Annotated in this window: 13 protein-coding genes; 10 read left to right on the top strand and 3 right to left on the bottom strand. The window is 40.8% G+C overall.

Features of this window, described 5'->3' with window-relative positions; genetic code table 11:
- Positions 1-46: 46 nt before the first annotated feature.
- The 3 genes from CDG77_RS08110 to CDG77_RS08100 all read right to left on the bottom strand — a co-directional run bounded on the left by CDG77_RS08110 (position 47) and on the right by CDG77_RS08100 (position 1822).
- Positions 47-400: a Dps family protein gene (locus CDG77_RS08110; RefSeq protein WP_219851999.1), complete on the bottom strand. Its 354-nt coding sequence runs from the start codon at positions 398-400 to the stop codon at positions 47-49.
- A 78-nt stretch (positions 401-478) separates the two neighbouring features.
- The gene (locus tag CDG77_RS08105) at positions 479-1036 is read right to left on the bottom strand and encodes a DsbA family protein (protein WP_094328890.1); all 558 of its coding nucleotides are present in this window, start codon (positions 1034-1036) and stop codon (positions 479-481) included.
- A gap of 507 nt (positions 1037-1543) precedes the next feature.
- A complete protein-coding gene (locus CDG77_RS08100; protein WP_094328889.1) occupies positions 1544-1822 on the bottom strand; it encodes a hypothetical protein in 279 nt (92 codons plus the stop codon).
- Between the two features lie 841 nt (positions 1823-2663).
- On the opposite strand from CDG77_RS08100, the gene CDG77_RS08095 reads away from it, so the two are divergent.
- From CDG77_RS08095 to CDG77_RS08050, 10 genes are all read left to right on the top strand, one after another.
- Entirely contained in the window at positions 2664-3041 is a 378-nt protein-coding gene (locus CDG77_RS08095) for a hypothetical protein (protein WP_094328888.1), read from the top strand.
- A gap of 351 nt (positions 3042-3392) precedes the next feature.
- Positions 3393-12161, top strand: a complete 8769-nt coding sequence (locus CDG77_RS37395) for a non-ribosomal peptide synthetase (protein ID WP_094328887.1) — start codon at positions 3393-3395, stop codon at positions 12159-12161.
- A 252-nt stretch (positions 12162-12413) separates the two neighbouring features.
- A complete protein-coding gene (locus CDG77_RS08085; RefSeq protein ID WP_143856978.1) occupies positions 12414-13076 on the top strand; it encodes a hypothetical protein in 663 nt (220 codons plus the stop codon).
- Positions 13077-13307: 231 nt separating this feature from the next.
- Positions 13308-13886 carry an adenylyl-sulfate kinase gene (cysC, locus tag CDG77_RS08080; protein ID WP_094328885.1) on the top strand — a complete coding sequence of 193 codons (579 nt, stop codon included), beginning with the start codon at positions 13308-13310 and terminating at the stop codon, positions 13884-13886.
- 21 nt (positions 13887-13907) lie between these two features.
- Positions 13908-16070: a Rieske 2Fe-2S domain-containing protein gene (locus tag CDG77_RS08075; RefSeq protein ID WP_094328884.1), complete on the top strand. Its 2163-nt coding sequence runs from the start codon at positions 13908-13910 to the stop codon at positions 16068-16070.
- A gap of 70 nt (positions 16071-16140) precedes the next feature.
- Positions 16141-17196, top strand: coding sequence for a type 2 isopentenyl-diphosphate Delta-isomerase (fni, locus tag CDG77_RS08070; protein ID WP_094328883.1), 1056 nt, complete (start codon positions 16141-16143; stop codon positions 17194-17196).
- Positions 17197-18120, top strand: a complete 924-nt coding sequence (locus CDG77_RS08065; RefSeq protein ID WP_223269739.1) for a DMT family transporter — start codon at positions 17197-17199, stop codon at positions 18118-18120.
- Between the two features lie 51 nt (positions 18121-18171).
- Positions 18172-18780, top strand: a complete 609-nt coding sequence (locus tag CDG77_RS08060; protein WP_143856977.1) for a LysR family transcriptional regulator — start codon at positions 18172-18174, stop codon at positions 18778-18780.
- Positions 18773-19480 (top strand): cupin domain-containing protein, encoded by a 708-nt coding sequence (locus CDG77_RS08055; RefSeq protein ID WP_094328882.1) that lies wholly within the window; start codon positions 18773-18775, stop codon positions 19478-19480. Before CDG77_RS08060 ends, CDG77_RS08055 begins: the two co-directional genes overlap by 8 nt.
- Positions 19481-19493: 13 nt before the next feature.
- A complete protein-coding gene (locus CDG77_RS08050) occupies positions 19494-20288 on the top strand; it encodes an SDR family oxidoreductase (RefSeq protein WP_094328881.1) in 795 nt (264 codons plus the stop codon).
- Positions 20289-20387 lie beyond the last annotated feature (99 nt).

Here is a 20387-nt window from a genome sequence, read left to right as displayed (position 1 = left end):
GGCTCACGCCAGGCAGCAATGAACTTGGCAATTGAGTTGCGATCGCTTAAATCAAGCGGAGCAACATGAATATTCCGACTTGATTTGCTGCTGTTTTTTCGATCGCCACTCTCAATTCCTCAATGATTAACTCGTGGGCTTCCAATAACCGCGACAACATCACGGGTACTTCCTCAACGCCGTTGGGCGGACGCTTAATTTTAGTGACTTCTGCCACATGACGTGGATCAGCGATCGCCACACCTCCCAGTGTTTGTACCCGTTCACCTAGTGCATCAATTAACTCAATTTGTTCGCTGGCGTGTTTGTCGAGCAACAGATGTAGTTGATAAAACGTATGTCCGCGCATCAACCAGTGATGTTTCTTGTAAAGGTGATAGAGAATAATCGTATCTGCCAAAATCTGATTCTTGTCGTCCGTATAGAAGTTATGAAATACTCCCCGCTGAAATACTTGTTAAGATAAGCACTAAAAACCTTAATCATTTGCAGCAACAATGGCTGCGATTATCTGCTCAACAGTCCAGCGATCGAGATAGCGAATTCCATTAATAAACAGTGCTGGGGCAGCCGTTACTCCACTGTATAATCCACTTTCAATATCTTCATTGATGCGATCGATGTAGACTTTTTTAGATATATCTTGCAGAAATTGGGAAATATCAAGTCCTAGATTATTGGCATACTCCACCAGATAGCCGTTTCCCAACTCTTGTTGATGGCTGAACAGCATTTCATGCATTGGCCAAAATTGACCTTGGACAGCAGCTGCTTCAGCTGCTTCAGCAGCACGTTGAGCATGAGAATGAATCTCTATCTGTGGAAAATGACGGAAGATGAAGCATAAATAATTCTCCCCCAAAGAAACACTAAGCTGTCGTCCAATGACTTTAATCAGCCTGTAAACGTCCGCACTTTGAGAACATTCATAGTCCCCATACATAACCAGCACTACTGTGGCATTCAGCACACCTTTTATGCGATCTTGTATTGAAGGTGGGACGAATAACAAACTGCGATCGCGGTCAAAACTCACTGAGACCTCCAAAGAAGAAAATGCTCATCGTCAGCGATCTCTTCTGAAATCCTTGTACTACCTGAGCTAAAATCTAGTTTTTGGAAAGGTCTAAGTCATTCAGAAGAAAATTAGATGGTGCGTTAATAAAATGTAATAAATTATACCAGAAACCCCACTTCCATTCCTCTCCCCGTTAGCGTCAGCCTGCCGTTAGGCAAGGGTCGAGAGGCTTTGAAATTCCCATTCCCTTCTAGGGAAGGGGGGTTAGGTTTCCGAGCCTCAGAAGTTACCAAAAATACTTTTCAAACATCCTCTAAGGTCGACTTTATCCAAAATTAAGAACTCGGTTTTCTTTATCCGCCAAAAATCCTGGCTTTTTGGCAAATACTTTTTCCACTTTCATTGATTATCAATGAAGTTAAAAAAGTAAAACTACCGTCACACAAAGGTTTTAGCGATAGCGTTCGTGCAACGACTCCGCAGGAGTATCGCGTTGCGAAAAAATGGATAAAATCGAGCTAAGGCTTAAATACACCTTGGATAGCAGCTTGCTAGCAAAGTTTTTTTCTTATCTAGAGCAGCATTTCTATTTTGAGATTGAGTTTGTTTGGTGTTGTGATTAATTTTCAGGGCATCGTCTCCTAATGTATTGTGCTTTTTAATCTCTGTGTTCAAGATAGGTGCATTCAGATTATTCTCTAGAGTCACACCCTGATTGATTTTGGCAATAGCAGAGTTTCCAGAGAAAGCTATTGCGCCAACGATTACGACTCCTAAACCTTTAGCTAAATTCCAAACATCCATAATTGTATTCCGCCTTTTTTACCAATTTGAAATATTCTTTGGCATCAATTAACTAGAGGATTTCGCCGCCAGTGAGCAACTAAAAGTTTACATACTTTTGTTGAAGCTTTGGAGGCTTTCTGTATAAATATATGCAATTAACTCTAACTTGTCGTCCCCTAAAAGTTGAAACTTTTACTCAATATAGTGATTGATAAATCAGTCCATCTCAAAATGGAATGTTGGCTCCAACTAAAGTTGAAATTTGGATTCCAACTTTAGTACAACTTACTTACAAATTGACAATCCCTCGTTTAACAGCAATAATCACGGCTTGAGTGCGATCGCAGGGTTAGCGCGTCTCAAACCCTATTGACAGGAGGATCGTAGTATGGAATTCGAGTTTGAAATAGCTGCCGCCAGCACAGAAAGCATGTAGCGATAGTTCATAGCGGCTCGCCGTGTCTTTTGGCGAATACTACTCTTACTACTTATGACTTGTCAAGCTGTTAACAAATAAGATGCGTTTGCTCTGCCCCCTGAACAATTACACTTACTCTGTCTTTTTGTGAATATGTCACTAGGTATATTTTAACCGCTTATTTTCTCTAACTAATGAAAAAATGAGCTAACCCGGAGTAATTATTTATTAACTGTCTTAACTGTCTTAACTGTCTTAACTGTCCATTTAAGTGACTTAAACTGCTATTGCATTTTATTGATAAACCTGAGATTATCTGTTTATTAAAATAAAATTGTGAAAAACAAGAAAATAAAAATACTTCTACTTTTCGTTAGGCTAAATAACTTTTATTGCTATTTATAATCTTTAAGTAGCAATAAAACTTTGAGGGTGATTAAAATGAACGAAATCGTTAAAAAGCTTGCTGGACTGGGACTTTCTGGCGTAATTCTCGTGATTCTAGCGGTTACATCAGGAGGTAGTTCCGCCGCCGTTGCAGCTACCCTTACAGCATTAGGGGGGCCGTTTGGTATCGTCGGAGGTATAGCCCTGCTTAATCTAATAACTGTTGCAGGAGATGCCGTAGCCCGATATGGAATAGAAGCCATTCTCAAGGCTATCTATGAAGAACGAAGCAAAACTGAATCCGTGACATTTCTCCTCAATGAAATTAAAGATTTACCAATTACAGAAGAGCTAAAACTCAAACTTAAAAATGAACTGAGACCAGAAAACATTACTAATGCCCAAAAGGTTGAGATTCCAAAAGTAGTTTAAATCGTTGAGGAATAAATTATAACTTCTCAATAGGTAAGCGCTGTGAAAGAGCGGAGAGTTTTTATTAACTCTACTGTTACCTGATGTCAACCTACTGTTAATCAAAGAACAGTACAGTGATTGAAAAGTTTTTGGCATTAAAAAAAGGAATGCTGTTCGATGACACCTGCCGTTAGATATTAGAATTCATCGATCTGAAACCGTTAAATCGATGTTTTATCATGCGGCTAAAAATATACATCAGATTCTTTTGATTCCTTCTTTTAAGACTGATTGAGATGCTTTTACTATCGCCTAATTTCCTTTGATCTAGAAATAATTAATGGAAATCATTTTTATAAATACACAAGTATGAATACACAACATTTATTAAAACACATCTCTAAGCAGAAAATTGTTATTACAGCTACGTTTACAAGTGAACCCATTGAGGATTCCCTATCGTATTGGCTCGAAGAAATAGGAGTCCCTTATTCAATAGAGTTTGCTCCTTACAATCAGGTATTTCAAGAACTTCTCAATCCAGTCAGCCTTCTGACTAACAATCAAAATGGAGTCAATGTAGCTTTAGTTAGGTTTGAGGATTGGGAGGAAACTAAGAATCGTCTGCAATTAACAGTTGACGATTATCTAAAAGAAGAAATTTTTGGCGATCGCTTACGCCACACCTTACCAAATCACTTAGAAATAGCTCACCTTAACCAGTACGAAACCGAGTATCTATATCAAGAGATTTTTGGCGATCGCGTCTATTTAAAGCATGGAATTGTCTTCAATGAAGATGACTGTATAATTGATGTGGGAGCGAATATTGGTCTATTTACCTTATTTGCTCAACAAAAATCCCCAAAAGGGACTATTTATGCTTTTGAACCTGCACCTCACGCCTTTGACAAATTACAAACTAACGCCAAGCTTTACTGTCAAAACACCCATCTTTTTAACTGCGGTTTAGGTGGTGAACGCAAAGAAGAAACCTTCACTTTTTATCCTCGTTCCTCAGTTTTCTCAAGTTTTGCAGCTGATACAGAGCAAGATGAAAAAGCTATTCGCTCAGTCATTATTAATATGCTGCAACGCGATAATTCCCTGGATGAAGAGTCGTTAGAACGCCTAGCTGATGAATTTCTCAAGGATAGGCTTGAACGAGAAACTTATCAAGCTCAGTTGCGAACTCTTTCAGAAATTATCGAAGAATATAAGATTGAAAAAATTGATTTACTGAAACTAGATGCTGAAAAAAGCGAGTTAGCAATTCTCCAAGGAATTAAAGACCATCACTGGTCACTGATTAAACAAATAGCTATGGAGGTGCATGACCAAGAAGGCAGTACAATTCAACATGTCATGCAATTGCTTGAAAACAAAGGCTTTCAATTTGTTGTCGATGAAGAGTCTCTCCTGCACGGTTCTGGACTGTTTAATATCTATGCCACTCGCCCCAACCTGAAGCAAAGCTCAGTATCACAGCAATTTGAAAAAAATCCAGTCCAACTAGAGCAAACCGTTAAGGATTTTGGCAGTGCTTTGAAAACAGCAATAACGCGATCTGCTGAAAGCAGCAGCGCTTCGCGATCGCCAAATCCTTACTTGGTCTTTATCTGTCCTCCCTCTCCAACAACAGATGCAGCAGATAACACTTTACATGAGAGAATGCAGGAACTGTTAGCAGCCGATCTCAAAGATGTCAGTGGTATGTATCTGATAAAAAGTCAAGAATTGACCAGTACCTACCCAGTAGAGGAGTACTACGACCCTTACGGAGATGAACTAGGACACATTCCCTACACGCCAACCTTTTTTTGCACTTTGGGGACAATGCTGGCGCGGAAAATCTTTGCTTTGCAGAGCTATCCTTATAAGGTGATTGCCCTTGATTGCGACCATACATTATGGAGTGGTATTTGTGGAGAGGATGGAGTTGGAGGAGTCAAAATCAATCCACCCTATAGAGCGCTCCAAGAATTTATCATCGCGCAGCAAGCAGCAGGAAAGTTGATTTGTTTGTGTAGCAAGAATGAACAAGAGGATGTATTTGCAGTCTTTGACCAACATCCAGATATGGTGATGGGTCGCCATCATCTCGTTAATTGGCGCATTAACTGGGAATCGAAATCGGAGAATCTAAAAGCTTTAGCTACCGAATTACAACTGAGTTTAGATAGCTTTATTTTCATTGATGACAATCCAATTGAGTGTGCTGAAGTTAGAGCAAACTGTCCAGAAGTGCTGACTTTACAACTTCCAGAACAACCCGATCGCATCCCGCAATTTTTACAGCATATTTGGGCTTTCGACCAACTCCAAGCCACTGAAGAAGACCAACAAAGAACTAATCTCTATCAACAGAATGTCCAGCGCCAGCGTTTGCAACAGGATTCTTTTTCTTTTAGTGATTTCCTCGCCCAACTGAACTTAGAAATAGAGATTTCCCCGATGCAAAGCGAGCAACTTTCGCGGGTTGCTCAACTTACCCAACGCACCAATCAGTTTAACCTCACAACAATCCGCCGATCTGAGGCTGAAATCCAACAACTTTGTAATTCAGAAAAATTAGAATGTCGAGTGGTCAAGGTTAAAGACCGCTTTGGAGATTATGGTTTAGTCGGTCTGCTGTTGTTTGAAGTTCAAGAAAATGCGCTAGTTGTAGACACCTTTTTACTCAGTTGTCGGGTACTTGGTAGGGGTGTGGAGCATAGAATGCTGTCCTATTTAGGAACTCTTGCTCAACAAAGAGGATTAGGACGAGTCGAGCTTTTCTATATACCTACCAAGAAGAATCAACCAGCCTGGGATTTTCTTACTAGTGTTGGTAGACAATTTCAGCAAGAGAACGATGGTGGTTGGTTATTCGAGTTTCCATCTCAAACCGCATCCGAAAGTAAATTACTACTCATATCCGATATAGATAGAGTAGATATTCAGTCTGATGGAAGCTTAGTAGAAACGGCCTCGTCAGAAGGCAATAAAATACTCATATCCGATATAGATATAGTAGATATTCAGTCTGATGGAAACTTAGTAGAAACGGCCTCGTCAGAAGGCAATAAAATACTCATATCCGATATAGATATAGTAGATATTCAGTCCGATCGAGAAGCGAAATTCGGATCTGATAGCTCGGCAAAAATAGCCTCTTTTGCAGACTTTTTTGATCGCATTGCTCGGAATTTATATAGTCCCGAACTCATTCTCAAAGAGATTGCATCTCGACAACAGCGCCAACGTTCTCAGTTAGATATAGAATTTGTTGCTCCTCGTAATCCTATAGAGAAGGCGATCGCACATTTATTCGCAGAAGCCCTCAAACTAGACAGAGTAGGTATTAATGATAACTTCTTTGAACTCGGTGGCGATTCGATTCGGGGTGCGATTCTGATTAATAAATTGCAAGCGCAATTAAACGAGATTATTCATTTTGTTGTTTTATTTGATACTAAAACAGTTGCTCAACTAGGAACTTACATAGAAGAAAACTACCCACAAGCAGTAGCACAACTGGGTGGTAAGGAAATAAATTCAACTATTGATATACCACAAGAGCGAATCGGTGAAGCTAAAGTTTTGCAAATGCGATCGCTTATTCCTCCTCTTGCTTTCCCAATCGATGACGACGCAATCAAAAACCCGCCAGCTATCTTTATTCTCTCGCCTCATCGTAGCGGCTCTACCTTACTGCGCGTCATTCTAGGGGGAAATCCGCAGTTGTTCGCGCCTCCAGAATTGGAATTGCTGACGTTTAATACACTTGGGGAACGAAAAGCAGCATTTTCAGGACGTTACAGCTTTTGGATGGAAGGGACAATTCGGACAATCATGCAAATTCGGGGGTGTAGTCCAGAAGAAGCGATCGCACTTATGGAAGAATTAGAAGCGAAAAATCTCACTACAAAGCAGTTTTACCAACTTATACAGCAATGGCTGGGCGATCAAATCTTGGTAGACAAGACCCCCTCCTACTCCATAGATTTAGAAACCCTAAAACGAGCGGAAAGAAACTTCCAAAACCCTCTCTACATCCATCTTGTGCGTCATCCTTATGCAACGATGCGCTCTTATGAAGAAGCCAGAGTAGAGCAAACCTTTCCCTATCAACATCCCTTCAACAGACGAGAACTCGCTGAACTCGTTTGGTTGATTAGCCATCAAAATATTCTCGAATTCTTGCAACAAGTTCCTCAAGAACGCCAGTATCAAGTCAAATTTGAAGACATAGTTAGCCAACCACAAACGACTGTAGAAAGCTTATGCCAATTTTTAGGGGTGGAATTCCATCCTGATATGCTGCAACCCTACAAAGAGAAAAAGCAGCGCATGACCGATGGAATTTATGCCCAATCTAGAATGGTGGGGGATGTGAAATTTCACGAACATCAGGGCATTAATGCTAACACCGCAGATAGTTGGAAGCAGTACTACACCACCGACTTTTTAGGCGATGTGACTTGGCGAGTAGCAGAGTCTTTGGGATATCACAGAAATAACAATGCTATTCCTCAAGTTAGTCGTAAAAATCAAACTGAATCTCAGACTTTCCCGCTTTCTTTCGCCCAACAGAGACTGTGGGTTTTAGCGCAATTGGAGCCGGACAGCCCCTTCTACAATATGTTTAAGGCTGTTCGTCTCAACGGGCGTTTGGATATAGAAGTTTTAGAACGCAGTCTCAACGAGATTATCCGCCGGCACGAAATTTTACGCACCACCTTTAATGCTGTGGCGGGAACGCCTGTACAAGTAATTGCTCCCCACGCAACCATGAAACTCTCGGTTGTAGACTTGCAAAGATTGTCAGGACAAGAAGAGTCAGAACAATTGCAACTTTTAGCAACTCAAGATCAATTGCAACCCTTTGACCTCACCAAAGGACTGTTGCTGCGAGTCACTCTGGTACAACTCAAATCAGAGTCTTATGCTTTGTTATTGACCATGCACCACATTGTCGGTGATGGCTGGTCAATGGGAGTATTCATCAAAGAATTATCGAGTTTGTATCGAGGCTTTTTGACTGGCGAACCTTCTCCACTTCCAGAATTACCGATTCAATATGCAGATTTTACGATTTGGCAACGCCAATGGTTACAAAAAGGAACGCTCCTCCAAACCCAAATCAATTACTGGAAGCAACAGTTAGCAGCCGCACCACCTCTTTTGGAACTACCAACAGATAGACCTCGTTCGTCTGTGCAAACTTTCCGGGGTTGGTGTTTTTCCTTTCAACTGGATGCAAAACTGACGGCATCGCTGAAAGAACTCAGCCATAAATCAGGAACCACCTTATTTATGACCTTGATGGCGGCTTATGCGACTCTACTATTCCGTTACAGTGGTCAAGAAGATATTCTGTTAGGAACACCGATCGCTAGCCGCAACCAGCAAGATATAGAAGGGTTAATTGGCTTTTTTGTCAATACCTTGGTGATGCGAACTCGACTAGAAGGTAATCCCAGTTTCTCTAAACTACTAACGCAAGTGCGTTCTACTTGCATGGATGCCTACGCCAATCAAGACGTACCTTTTGAGCAGATTGTTGAAGCTTTGCAAATAGAGCGCAGTCTCAGCCACAGCCCTCTATTTCAGGTGATGTTTGCATTGCAGAATGCCCCTATAGAGCAATTAGAAACCCCTGATTTAGCTATTTATCCTCTACATCTAGATAATGTTAACGCCAAGTTTGACCTCACCTTACAAATGTGGGAAAACACAGATGAAGGAAACTCCCTGCAAGGGTTTTGGCAATATAACACCGATTTATTCGATGAAGACAGAATCGCTCGGATGACCGATCATTTTCAAACATTATTGGCGGGAATAGTGGCGAATCCGCAAGAATCGGTAGGTAGATTACCATTGCTAACTGAGCGTGAACGTCATCAATTGCTAGTGGAATGGAATGATACTCAAATAGCATATCCCGATACGAAATGTATCCATCAAGTGTTTGAGGAACAGGTAGAACAAAACAGTCATGCGATCGCACTGGTGTATGAGGACGAGTCTCTAACATATCGAGAGTTAAACGATCGCGCCAATCAATTAGCGCACTATCTACAAACCTTGGGAGTCAAAAAAGAAGTATTGGTAGGGATTTGCGTCGAGCGATCGCCACAGATGATTATCGGAATGCTGGCAATTCTCAAAGCAGGCGGTGCTTATGTTCCTCTAGACTCAAGCTACCCTCAAGAACGTTTGGCTTATATGCTGAATGATTCTCAGGTATCAATACTACTGACTCAAGAACAGTTACAGATACCGGAAACTAACGCAAAAATTGTATTTTTAAATACTAAACAATCTGACGTAATTAGCAGTTATAGCCATAAAAACCCTACTAATGAAGTATCAAGTCATAATCTTGCTTATGTAATTTATACCTCCGGTTCTACAGGAAAGCCGAAAGGTATAACCGTTACTCATCAAGCTGTGAATCGGTTAGTTTGTAACACTAACTACGTGAAGTTAACAGCCGATCGCCGAGTTGCTCAAGCCTCGAATGCAGCTTTTGACGCTGCTACCTTTGAAATTTGGGGAGCTTTGCTTAATGGAGCTAGGCTAGTAGGTATTACTAAAGAAGTCCTGCTTTCGCCGCCACAACTGGCTACACAACTGCAAGATCGGCAAATTGACTTTTTGTTCATCACAACAGCTTTATTTAACCAGCTGGTAAGTCAAGTACCAGGAATCTTTAAAAATCTCCAAACTGTTCTATTTGGTGGAGAAGCGGTTGAACCAAACTGGGTGAGAACATTACTGCAAAATCAGCCTCCAAAGCGGCTGCTGCACGTTTATGGTCCAACAGAAAATACTACTTTCTCTTCCTGGTATTTAGTGCAGGAAGTTCCAGAAGGCGCAACAAACTTACCAATTGGACAACCAATTGCGAATACACAAATCTATATTCTGGATCGTCATCTCCAACCTGTACCGATTGGTGTTCCTGGCGAACTATGTATTGGTGGTGATGGTTTAGCCAGAGGTTATCTTAACCGCCCAGATTTAACTGATGCCAAGTTTATTCCAAATCCGTTTGAGGAGGCACAATTAACTTCTAACAAAAAGTTGTACAAAACAGGAGACTTAGCACGTTACCTACCTGACGGAAATATTGAGTTTATTGGTCGCATTGACAACCAAGTGAAAATCCGTGGCTTCCGCATCGAACTTGCAGAAATTGAGGTTGTTCTAACTCAACATTCTCAGGTAGGAGATGCCATTGTGATTACTAGGGAAGATAAGCCTGGTGTTAAGAGTTTGGCGGCTTACGTTGTTTCAGAAGGAAAACAGCCCACCAGTAACGAGTTGCGCCTGTTCCTCAAGCAAAAGCTTCCCGACTATATGATACCTGCATCCTTCACAGTTCTAGAGGCTTTTCCCATTACATCCAATGGTAAAATAGACCGCCGTGCCTTACCAGTACCAGAGTTCGAGTTTAATGACTTAACCGGCTTTGTCTCCCCCCGCACTCATACTGAAAAAATCTTGCTAAAAATTTGGCAGGATGTTTTATTATTAAAAAAAGTTTGTATTCATGACAACTTTTTTGAATTGGGCGGGGATTCCATTATTGGAATCCAAATTGTCGCCAGAGCTAATCAAGCTGGATTAAAACTAACTCCAAAACAGCTATTTCAGCATCAAACCATCGCTGAGTTAGCTGCTGTAGCCGTGACAACTACCTCCAATGAGGCAGAACAGGGCTTAGTTAAGGGCATTGTTCCCCTAACACCAATTCAGCATTGGTTCTTTGAGCGTAATTTACCCGAACCCGATCACTTTAACCAATCTTTCCTGCTAGAAGTTCCGCCAAATATCCAACCGGAATTACTAGAGCAGGCATTACAAAAGCTGGTGTACCATCATGACGCTTTACGGCTGCGGTTTGTGCAGCAAGCAGCGCAATGGCAACAGTACAACAGTGATGTGTGCGATGCAGTATCGTTAGCGATCGCTGATTTATCCAACCTGACTCAAGCAGAACAATCAAAAGCAATTGAGTTAAAGGCAGATGAAATACAGCGATCGCTAAATATAGCAGATGGGCGGCTACTGCGGGTCGTTCTATTTAACTTAGGCAAATCTTCTCCTGGACGTTTGCTCATCGTTATCCATCACTTGGCTGTCGATGGCATTTCCTGGCGGATTTTGCTGGAAGATTTATCTGGAGCATACAAACAATTAGATAGTGGGAACAACATCCAACTTCCTGCAAAAACAACTTCCTTCAAAGATTGGGCAATCAAATTGCAGGATTATGCAGGTACTCAAGAACTGCACTCAGAGCTAGATTACTGGCTGCACTCAAGGTCGTTCGCAGTTGCTCCTTTACCGTTGGATTCTCCTGCTATTGCGTCAGAAAACACTGTCGGTTCAAGTCAGATTGTCTCTATATCCCTGAATGCAGAACAGACTCGCACTCTGTTGCAAGATGTCCCAGTCGCCTATAACACCCAAATTAACGATGTACTTTTGACTGCATTAGTGCAAAGTTTTGCTGGATGGACAGGCTATGACTCCCTACTAATTGAATTAGAAGGTCACGGGCGAGAGGACTTGTTTGAGGATGTAGACTTGTCCCGCACAGTAGGCTGGTTTACCAGTATATTCCCCATTTGCTTAAAACTTGGAGGTCTTCACCATCCTGGCGAGGCTCTCAAGTCGGTCAAAGAGCAACTGCGACGCATCCCCAACCGAGGTATTGGCTATGGCATCCTGCGGTATCTGAGCATGGATGCAACCATAAACAAGCAACTTGAGCTACTCCCTCAAGCTCAGGTGAGTTTTAATTACTTGGGTCAATTCGACCAAACGCACCTAGCACCCCTTGGTTGGAAATATGCCCAAGAGTCTAGCGGTTCTATTCACAGCCCCAAAGGACAGCGCCGCCATTTGTTGAATGTGAATGGATTAGTCATTGAAGGCAGATTGCAACTGGAGTGGAAATATAGCGCTGCTTTCCATCACCAAGCTACTGTAGAAAACTTGGCTAAAAACTATCTGAAAGTCTTAGAAGCTATTATCGACCACTGTATATCAAAAGAAGCAGGAGGCTATACTCCTTCAGATTTCCCTGAAGTTGGTTTAAGCCAAGAAGCGTTGGACGAACTGCTAGCAGAAATTGAATAAAGTCGTTCACAAGTCATCTCTATCAAGATAAAACTTGCCCTCACTTTGTCCATTGTTTTAAGTTTTCCACACCAAACTTATTTATTGTTTATGACAATCTCGAAAGCGACACTCACAACCACGCGTAATCCAGGAATTTTGGTTAATAAATTTGCTTCCAAAATTTCTTGCATTTCTTATCAAAGTATGCGTCGGTCTAGCAGAGTATTGAGAGAGTTTATGCTTTATTATTTTCCAATTTATAATCTCTCAATGAATGACTTTTTTCGGTTTTATCCCATCTTAGGTTTTATTGAAGCTCTGGTTTATCAAACCGATGATGAAGTTGAAAAAATTCAAGGTGAAGGCTATGCGACACTCCAACATTCTCCTTGGCAATCCAAACAAGAAATTATCTTGGCTGTTTTAGAAGAATACGATATTAAGCATTCTAAAGTTGAATTTTATATGGAGAAACTGGGAGACTACTTTGAATTAGAAACTCAGATTTTAGCCAGTTCTCATGTTACTCACGAAATGATTAAAAAAGCGGCTGAATTACGCTCCTCTGACTATCGAGTATTGCATTGTACTTTGCTCAAAATGTTAGGTCTAAATTACGAAGAAGAAGAGTTAAATGAAGAATTGAAATTGATGTGGCCTCTAGAAGTTGTCAATGACATTGAAGACGATTTGATGTTTTACTCAGACGATGTAGCCGCCAAACATTATAATACATACAGAATGTTTGTAAAAATTTACGGAGAGAAAGCTCCTTATTATATAAAAAAAGAGTTAGAATTTTATGAAAGTCTGTTTTATAAACAGTTAAGAAGATTTTCAGAAATTAAACGAGAATCTTTCAGCAAGCCTTGGAATGCTTATCGTCTAGACCATCCAGTACCAGTCATTCCCGAACCGATTTTAGAAGATTAATATTTTAAGGATTGCTAATAACCAATTGTTAGTTATTAATTGATATCTGCCATTGGTTATTAGCAGCTTATTAACTAAGGGACTGTTGGGGTAGATTTCATTGGCGTTAGTAAAGACGGTTGCCAAATAGATTATCTTTTTGCTGATGTATACTCTTTTGAAAAAGGGAAGATTAAAACTCGGAAAACTCACTTTTTTAGACCAGCAGTTTAGTAAAAACATAAGGGTAGGATGGTGGAAGAACAGCGTGGTGTAACAATATGGTTGACTGGTTTGAGTGGTGCTGGCAAAACCACCATCTGCCAATTTTTGGAGACAGAATTGCGATCGCAAGGTTATAAAATTGAGGTGCTAGACGGTGATGTAGTTCGCCAAAACTTAAGTGAGGGGTTAACTTTCAGTAAAAAGGATCGAGACGAAAATATTCGGCGAATTGGTTTTGTAGCTCACCTGCTAACTAGAAATAATGTTATTGTACTGGTTTCAGTCATATCGCCATATCGGGCAATCCGACAAGAAGTTAAAGAGCGCATTGGAGATTTTATTGAAGTATACGTCAATGCACCATTAGAAGTTTGCGAACAGCGAGATGTCAAAGGTTTATATAAAAAAGCTAGAGCTGGTGAAATCAAAAATTTTACTGGAATTGATGATTTATATGAAGTACCTCTGAAACCTGATGTTGAATGCAAAACTAATAAAGAAACTATTACCCAAAGCGCAAATAAAATTTTAAAAAAGCTAGAAGAGTTAGGATACGCCAATTATCTATCGATGCCACAATTGCAAAAGAACTACTCGCGGATATGATTAAAAGCAGGAAAAAATGAAATGACTTTAATCAAAGAAAAGGAACTGTGTAAACTTTTTGTTGAAGTAGGAAGACAGCAATACTTCCTTGCTGCTACAGGTACTAACTTTGCTAAGAATAATCGAGTAGCATGGAATAATTTTGTCAGAATTTTATTGTCAGCAAAGGGCGATAGTGCTGTTGAAACAGTTTATAAATATCTTGTAAATGCAGTTTTTGAATATAATAAACGTAATAATACAGAAGTAAATATCGAAACGGTTTATAATTATTTTGCCGCTAAAATTATTCGTTCAATCTTTGTTGAACCATCGGAAATAGAGAAAAACTGGTATTTCATTTGTCGCGCGGCAGAAATTCCCCAGGCTGGAGATTTTGTTACCGTTCAAATTTTTCAGGAACCTTTGGTAGCTGTGCGCCAAGCAGACGGAACGGTTCGCGTTTTTCTCAATGTCTGCAATCATCGCCAAGCACCAGTGTTTGAAGGTCACGGTTGTGTAGGTGTAGATAAACCGACTCTTTGCCCTTATCATGGATGGGCTTATAGCATAGGTGGTGATTGCAAGAATGCACCAGGGGCAAATAGAGGCGAGTTTGGTGCTGATTTTAACCTGGAAAATTACAGTTTGCAGCAGTTTGAGGTCAAAATTGATGAGAATCAAGGGGTTTTTGCCAAGCTCTCAGAAAATAATCAACATCAGCTAGAATCACAACTTGAAAACCAGCAAAATATCGGGGTAGAAATTAGTAATCTACTTAATTCTGTGAGTCCAGGCTATGCAGATGGAGAAACCGCCACACTTCCAGAACAAATCCGCTTTTGGTTGAGAATTGGTTATTTAGAAGAGAATATAAAACAGTTAATTGTAGAGATTACCTCAGAAGGAAGAAGCGATAGTCGCCAATTAATATTGCAATCATTGATTGCGGAACTCAAACACATTATCCTGACTGTTGATAGTGATGGATCAACCCCAGAACTGGATGAAGTGCTGCAACGAGTTTACACAAGTGACGAGCAAGGGCAGTTGATTGAAAAGTCTATTGAGTATCCTAAAATTGATACTGATGGCATAGAATATTCCGAATCATCTGAAAGAAGACAAGCATTGCCAATCTGGATTTATGGCGATCCAGCATTGTTTGCTCTCGAAGTTGAGCATTTAATTAAACCAACCTGGCAATTTGTTTGCCATATCAATGAAGTTCCACAACCGGGTAACTTCACTTGGCTGGATATTGTCGGCGAACGAGCCTACGTTATTCGCACTGCTAGCGGTGAATTGTTTGCCGGCAAACTTCAGGATGTTACACAACGAGGGAATTATCCGAAATTTGGTTTACCAAACTACGGTTTAGAACCGATTGATATTGATATTTTTTATGGATTTATTTTCGTTCGCTTTACTTGGGAAGGTTCAAGATTAGCTGATAGTTGGTATCTACCTGGCTTATTAGAACCATACCAACTTGAAGATATGCAACCCATTGGTGGAGTCGGTCGGTATGACATTAGTGTAGAGGTAGATTACAAACTGCTGTGGGAAAACTTCTTAGAAGATTACCACTTTCCCATGATGCACAAAGGTTTAACCCGTCGGTTTGGAGTGTCGAGTGATTGTGAAGGCATTAACGGCATGATTATTCCCATGCGCGATCCGGCTTCGCCCAACTTAACCCCAATCGAGCGACAATATTATGATTGCGCCAAAGCGATCGCTCGACATTCTTGGGAGCGCGAACAAGAATTACAAGATTTTGCTGCTGAAAACGATTCTTTGCCCGAAACGCTGTGTTACTCAGCTTTCTGCTCGATGTCGGCGCAAGAAGAAATCCCAATGCCTTTTTCTTTGAGCGTATTTCCCGAACACGTCCAAACTTTTTCGTTAGTTCCCGCAGGGCCAAGAGAGTGCCGTTTTCATGTTCGCAGTTACGGACATACCCTCAACTCAGATGACACCAACAGTAAAACCATTGAACAAGCGCGAAGAGCGAATATCCAACTACTTTTGGAATCGTTACACGAAGATATTCGTGTTAACTACATCTGTCAAGATAGCGTTTCATCGCGGCTGTTCGACAAAATCGGAGTATTCAGTATTGCCGAGTTTGATGTTGCTAAGTTTCAGGAGGCTATTTACACAAAACTACCAATAACCCGTCATCAACGAAAACCATTATGACCAAAAACTAAAAGGATACAAGCCCCATTATTTATGGGAATCATTAATTTTGAATTCGGAGCAAAGCGACGTGACTACCACTGTCCCATCAGTCAATACTGTAACTGAAATTGAGACTCGTAAAGCTGACCATCTACGTGTTTGTTTAGAAGAAGATGTCCAGTTTCAGGATGTAACTACTGGATTTGAGCGCTATCGCTTTACTCATGATTGTCTTCCTGAAATCAACCGCAGTGACATCAATTTGCAAACAACCTTCCTGGGAAAAAATCTCGGCGCTCCCCTGCTGATTTCTTCTATGACAGGGGGAACCGAATTAGCGCAGCTAGTCAATACTCGTTTAGCAACTGTTGCTCAACGCTACCGATTAGCAATGGGAGTAGGTTCGCAACGCATTATCATTGAACAACCTCGTTTAGCTCCTACCTTTGCTGTGCGCTCTTTTGCTCCTGACATTCTGTTGTTAGCGAACTTGGGGGCTGTGCAACTAAATTATGGATGTGGGCTTGATGATTGCTTGCGTCTTGTAAATTCCCTGGAAGCGGATGCATTAATTTTGCATCTTAACCCCCTGCAAGAATGCGTGCAATCAAAAGGAGATACAAATTTTCGGGGGCTGTTAAGTAAAATTGCCCAACTCTGTCAGCAACTACCCGTTCCGGTTGTTGTCAAAGAAGTGGGAAATGGAATTTCTGGAGCGATCGCACAAAAGTTAATCGATGCGGGAGTTGCAGCCATTGATGTCGCTGGAGCAGGTGGAACTTCCTGGGCAAAAGTAGAAAGCCAACGTGCTAAAGACAATAAGCAGCGCCGTTTGGGACAAACTTTTGCTGATTGGGGTTTACCAACCGCAGAGTGTCTTAACTCCATCCGAGCGATCGCGCCGACAATTCCCTTGATTGCTTCTGGTGGGTTAATCAACGGATTGGATGTCGCCAAAGCGATCGCTTTAGGAGCCGATATAGGAGGTTTAGCCCGACCTTTTTTAGAAGCAGCCGTCAAATCAGAAGCTGCTGTTGATGAGTTAGTCGAAGTTCTGATTGCTGAACTCGAAACAGCTTTATTTTGTACTGGAAATGCCACCTTAGCAGAACTAAGAAGTTCTGGGGCATTGCAACGGATCTAAATGAGTAGCAAACATAACATGAAACTAGATGACTGCAATCAACCCACGCCAAACGCCCTCCACATTCGGGGCATAATTGCGATCGCGATCGTCAGTCTAATATGGGCCACAACCTTCCCACTGACAAAAGATGCAGTCACTAGCTTTTCGCCATCTGTACTTACCGCCAGCCGTTTCACCATTGCAGCCGCGATATTTACCCCATATTTGCGCTCATTAAACGCTCAGATATTACGCGATGGCACAGTTTTAGGACTTCTCCTCTTTGCTTGTTTTGCCAGCCAAGCGATCGGGCTAGAAACTGCCAATGCCAACCGGGGAGGATTCATTTTCAGCCTTAATGTAATCATTGTACCCCTCTTGGCAGCGTTATTCGGTCAGCCCTTGCTGATTAAAACTCTACTCGCCGCCGCAGTTGCCCTCACAGGCATAGGAATTATGTGCTGGGAAAATGGCTCTCTAGGCATAGGTGACTTGTTGTTGTTTGCTGAAACCTTCATTTACGGCGTTTATATGCTCGTACTTCAGGAAACTGCACAACGCCACTCAACCCTATCCCTGACTGCCATCCAACTGTGGATTGTAGCAGTGTTAAGTGCAGTCTGGGCAGCGCCAGAGATGGTTGGGCAATTTGAGACTTTAAGGAATAACTATGTTATTATCCTCTACCTCGGTCTGGTAGGTACTGCTGGTACCATCTGGTTAGAAACAATAGGCCAGCAATGGATTTCAGCAACTGAAGCGGCGCTATTGTGTACCCTCGATCCGGTACTCACATCCGTTTTTTCTTTTTGGCTACTCGGTGAAAAGTTTGGAGTCCGCGGTTTTATTGGCACGGTTCTGGTACTAATTGCATTAATTTTGAGTCAAATTAAGTCTGAGTATATAGATAAAAAATTAATATTTGGCACAGAAGATGTTTAAAAATTAGTAATTTTAACTTTCTTTTTTATCCTATCCGACTTTGTTAAAACTATGCTAAAGTTTTCGATTGAATTTAGACCTCCTATTCCTCCTGCAAAAAGTTTGATTATCGGTACATTGGGGCCTAGTGGTACTAGTAGTGACTATGCTTCTAGCTATATAATCAAACAATTAGAGTCAGAAGAATTAACTGGGGAAATTCAGTTATTTGATGGCTTTCCAGATGTCAAAGAAGCTCTGCTGCAAGACAAGATTGATCTAGCTCTGGTTCCTCATGCTTACCAAATGATTAATGAGTTTTATATGGAGCCAAGTTTTGATTTAGGCTTCATTTTTATCTATCCTACTCCAGTTTATGGATTAGCTAAGAAGAAAAATACAGAGGTAGTTTTTAAAGGAGCTAGACTTGTTACTCATCCTGCGCCTTTACCTTTGTTGTCAAGACTTTTACCAGATTCCCAAGACCAATCAGAAATTCAGGTTGATTTGTCTCCTTCTACTAGCGATGCAGCGATTCAAGTACAAAAGGGTTTAGCTACTCTAGCTATTACTAATAAAAATGCTGTTGACGCTTATGATTTGGAGTTTATTTCCACTTATGGAAAAATCCCTATGAGTTGGTCAATTTTTTATAAAAAATTAGCGGAAAGTCATGTCTAAATTTTTCCCAACTCCTAAAACTACAAAAATTGGTTCAGATGTAGAATTAATAGCATTTGAATGTCAAGACACACTTGTTCAATTAGTATATCTTGCTCCAGGAGCTACTTTTGCACTACACGAACATCTAGAAAGTCAGATGGGGATGATAATTTCTGGTCGTTTAGAAATGAACGTTAACGGAACCAAAGAAATTATTGAGCCACTGCAACAAGCCTACATTGCCAATGCTTATGTTCCTCACGGTTCTGTAAATATCTTTCCAGAAACAGCAATAGTATTCGATGTAAAACGGATTGTAACTTCCTTAGCATCAGAAAAAACTGACGAAGTGTTTCTCAAGGTATCGCCTAAAAAAGATAAAATTACTGGTTTCTCATGCCAATCTATTGTTGCTTCTTGGTTTGAGATTGTGATTACCGAAATTCCGCCAGGAGGAATTATCCCAATGCAACAATCTGCTAGCGAACAAATGGGAATAATCCTGAATGGTCAGTTGACGATCTCTGTGGAAGATGAACACCAGGAACTAGAATATGGTAGTATTTATTATGCTCCATCTGATGTCTTTTATGGAGGATATAATTCCTCTGATGAAGCAGTTTCTTTGGTTGAAATTTTGATTCCACCTCGCTCTCATTTATCTTACCAAAAAGCTTCTTTTAATGAAATAACTGCGCGATCGCTCACTGCTTCCTAAAGGAATATTTATCATGGATTTAGGATTAACACAGAAAGTAGCTTTAGTGACAGGAGCAAGTGCTGGTATTGGTTATAGCGTTGCCCAAAAGCTGGCAGCAGAAGGTTGTCAGTTAATAATTTGTGGGAGAAATTCTGAGCGTTTAGAACAAGCTTATCAAGGTTTGGTTAGTTCCCAAGCAAAAGTTATCCCCATTCTTGCTGATGTTCAAAACCCAAGTGATTCTCAAAGATTAGTACAAGAAGCTCTCACCCAATTTGGCAAAATTGATATCTTGGTCAATAATTCTCAGGGGGCTACATTTTCTAATAAAGCAGTAGAAAATCTATCTGATGAAGATTGGTTAACTGTCTTTGAAGGCAAGTTAATGGGCTATATTCGCATGACGAATCTGGTGCTACCGACAATGAAAAATCAGCAATGGGGGCGCATTATCAATATTGTTGGGACATCAGGAAAAGAACCTTCTAGTCGTCTTGTTAAATCGGGAGTGGGCAATGCTGCATTAATCAACTTTACTAAAACTGTTGCCACAGAAGTTGCTAAGTGGAATGTTTTAGTTAACTGCGTCAATCCTGGTCTGATTGATACTCCAAGGCATAGAGAATACTTAGAAGTATTCGCCCAAAAGGAAGACCGAAAAATTGAGGCGATTATAGAAGGAATAGATAATACCATTCCTATCGGTCGTCGTGGTCTTTCTAGTGAAGTTGCCAATTTAGTGGCTTTTTTGAGTTCAGAATGCGCTAGTTATATAACAGGTGTAACTATTCCAGTCGATGGCGGATTGTCTACAGGAGCTTTTTAAAAACATTTATTTTATATGAATATAGATAAACGAACCGCAAAGGACGGAAAGAACGCAAAGGAAGAGATGGGTTAAGTAATAAATGCAAGTTTAGAAATA

The sequence above is a fragment of the Nostoc sp. 'Peltigera membranacea cyanobiont' 213 genome (assembly GCF_002245975.1).
Lineage (GTDB): Bacteria > Cyanobacteriota > Cyanobacteriia > Cyanobacteriales > Nostocaceae > Nostoc.
The sequence above is the reverse complement of the archived record's forward strand: the minus strand, read 5'-3'. Positions and strand labels throughout refer to the sequence as shown.

Excerpts from the sequence above, each read along its gene's own strand:
- CDG77_RS08100 (WP_094328889.1), bottom strand. The coding sequence starts at position 1,822 with ATGGATGTTTGGAATTTAGCTAAAGGTTTAGGAGTCGTAATCGTTGGC.
- CDG77_RS08095 (WP_094328888.1), top strand. The coding sequence starts at position 2,664 with ATGAACGAAATCGTTAAAAAGCTTGCTGGACTGGGACTTTCTGGCGTA.
- CDG77_RS37395 (WP_094328887.1), top strand. The coding sequence starts at position 3,393 with ATGAATACACAACATTTATTAAAACACATCTCTAAGCAGAAAATTGTT.
- CDG77_RS08085 (WP_143856978.1), top strand. The coding sequence starts at position 12,414 with ATGAATGACTTTTTTCGGTTTTATCCCATCTTAGGTTTTATTGAAGCT.
- cysC (WP_094328885.1), top strand. The coding sequence starts at position 13,308 with ATGGTGGAAGAACAGCGTGGTGTAACAATATGGTTGACTGGTTTGAGT.
- CDG77_RS08075 (WP_094328884.1), top strand. The coding sequence starts at position 13,908 with ATGACTTTAATCAAAGAAAAGGAACTGTGTAAACTTTTTGTTGAAGTA.
- CDG77_RS08065 (WP_223269739.1), top strand. The coding sequence starts at position 17,197 with ATGAGTAGCAAACATAACATGAAACTAGATGACTGCAATCAACCCACG.
- CDG77_RS08060 (WP_143856977.1), top strand. The coding sequence starts at position 18,172 with ATGCTAAAGTTTTCGATTGAATTTAGACCTCCTATTCCTCCTGCAAAA.
- CDG77_RS08055 (WP_094328882.1), top strand. The coding sequence starts at position 18,773 with ATGTCTAAATTTTTCCCAACTCCTAAAACTACAAAAATTGGTTCAGAT.
- CDG77_RS08050 (WP_094328881.1), top strand. The coding sequence starts at position 19,494 with ATGGATTTAGGATTAACACAGAAAGTAGCTTTAGTGACAGGAGCAAGT.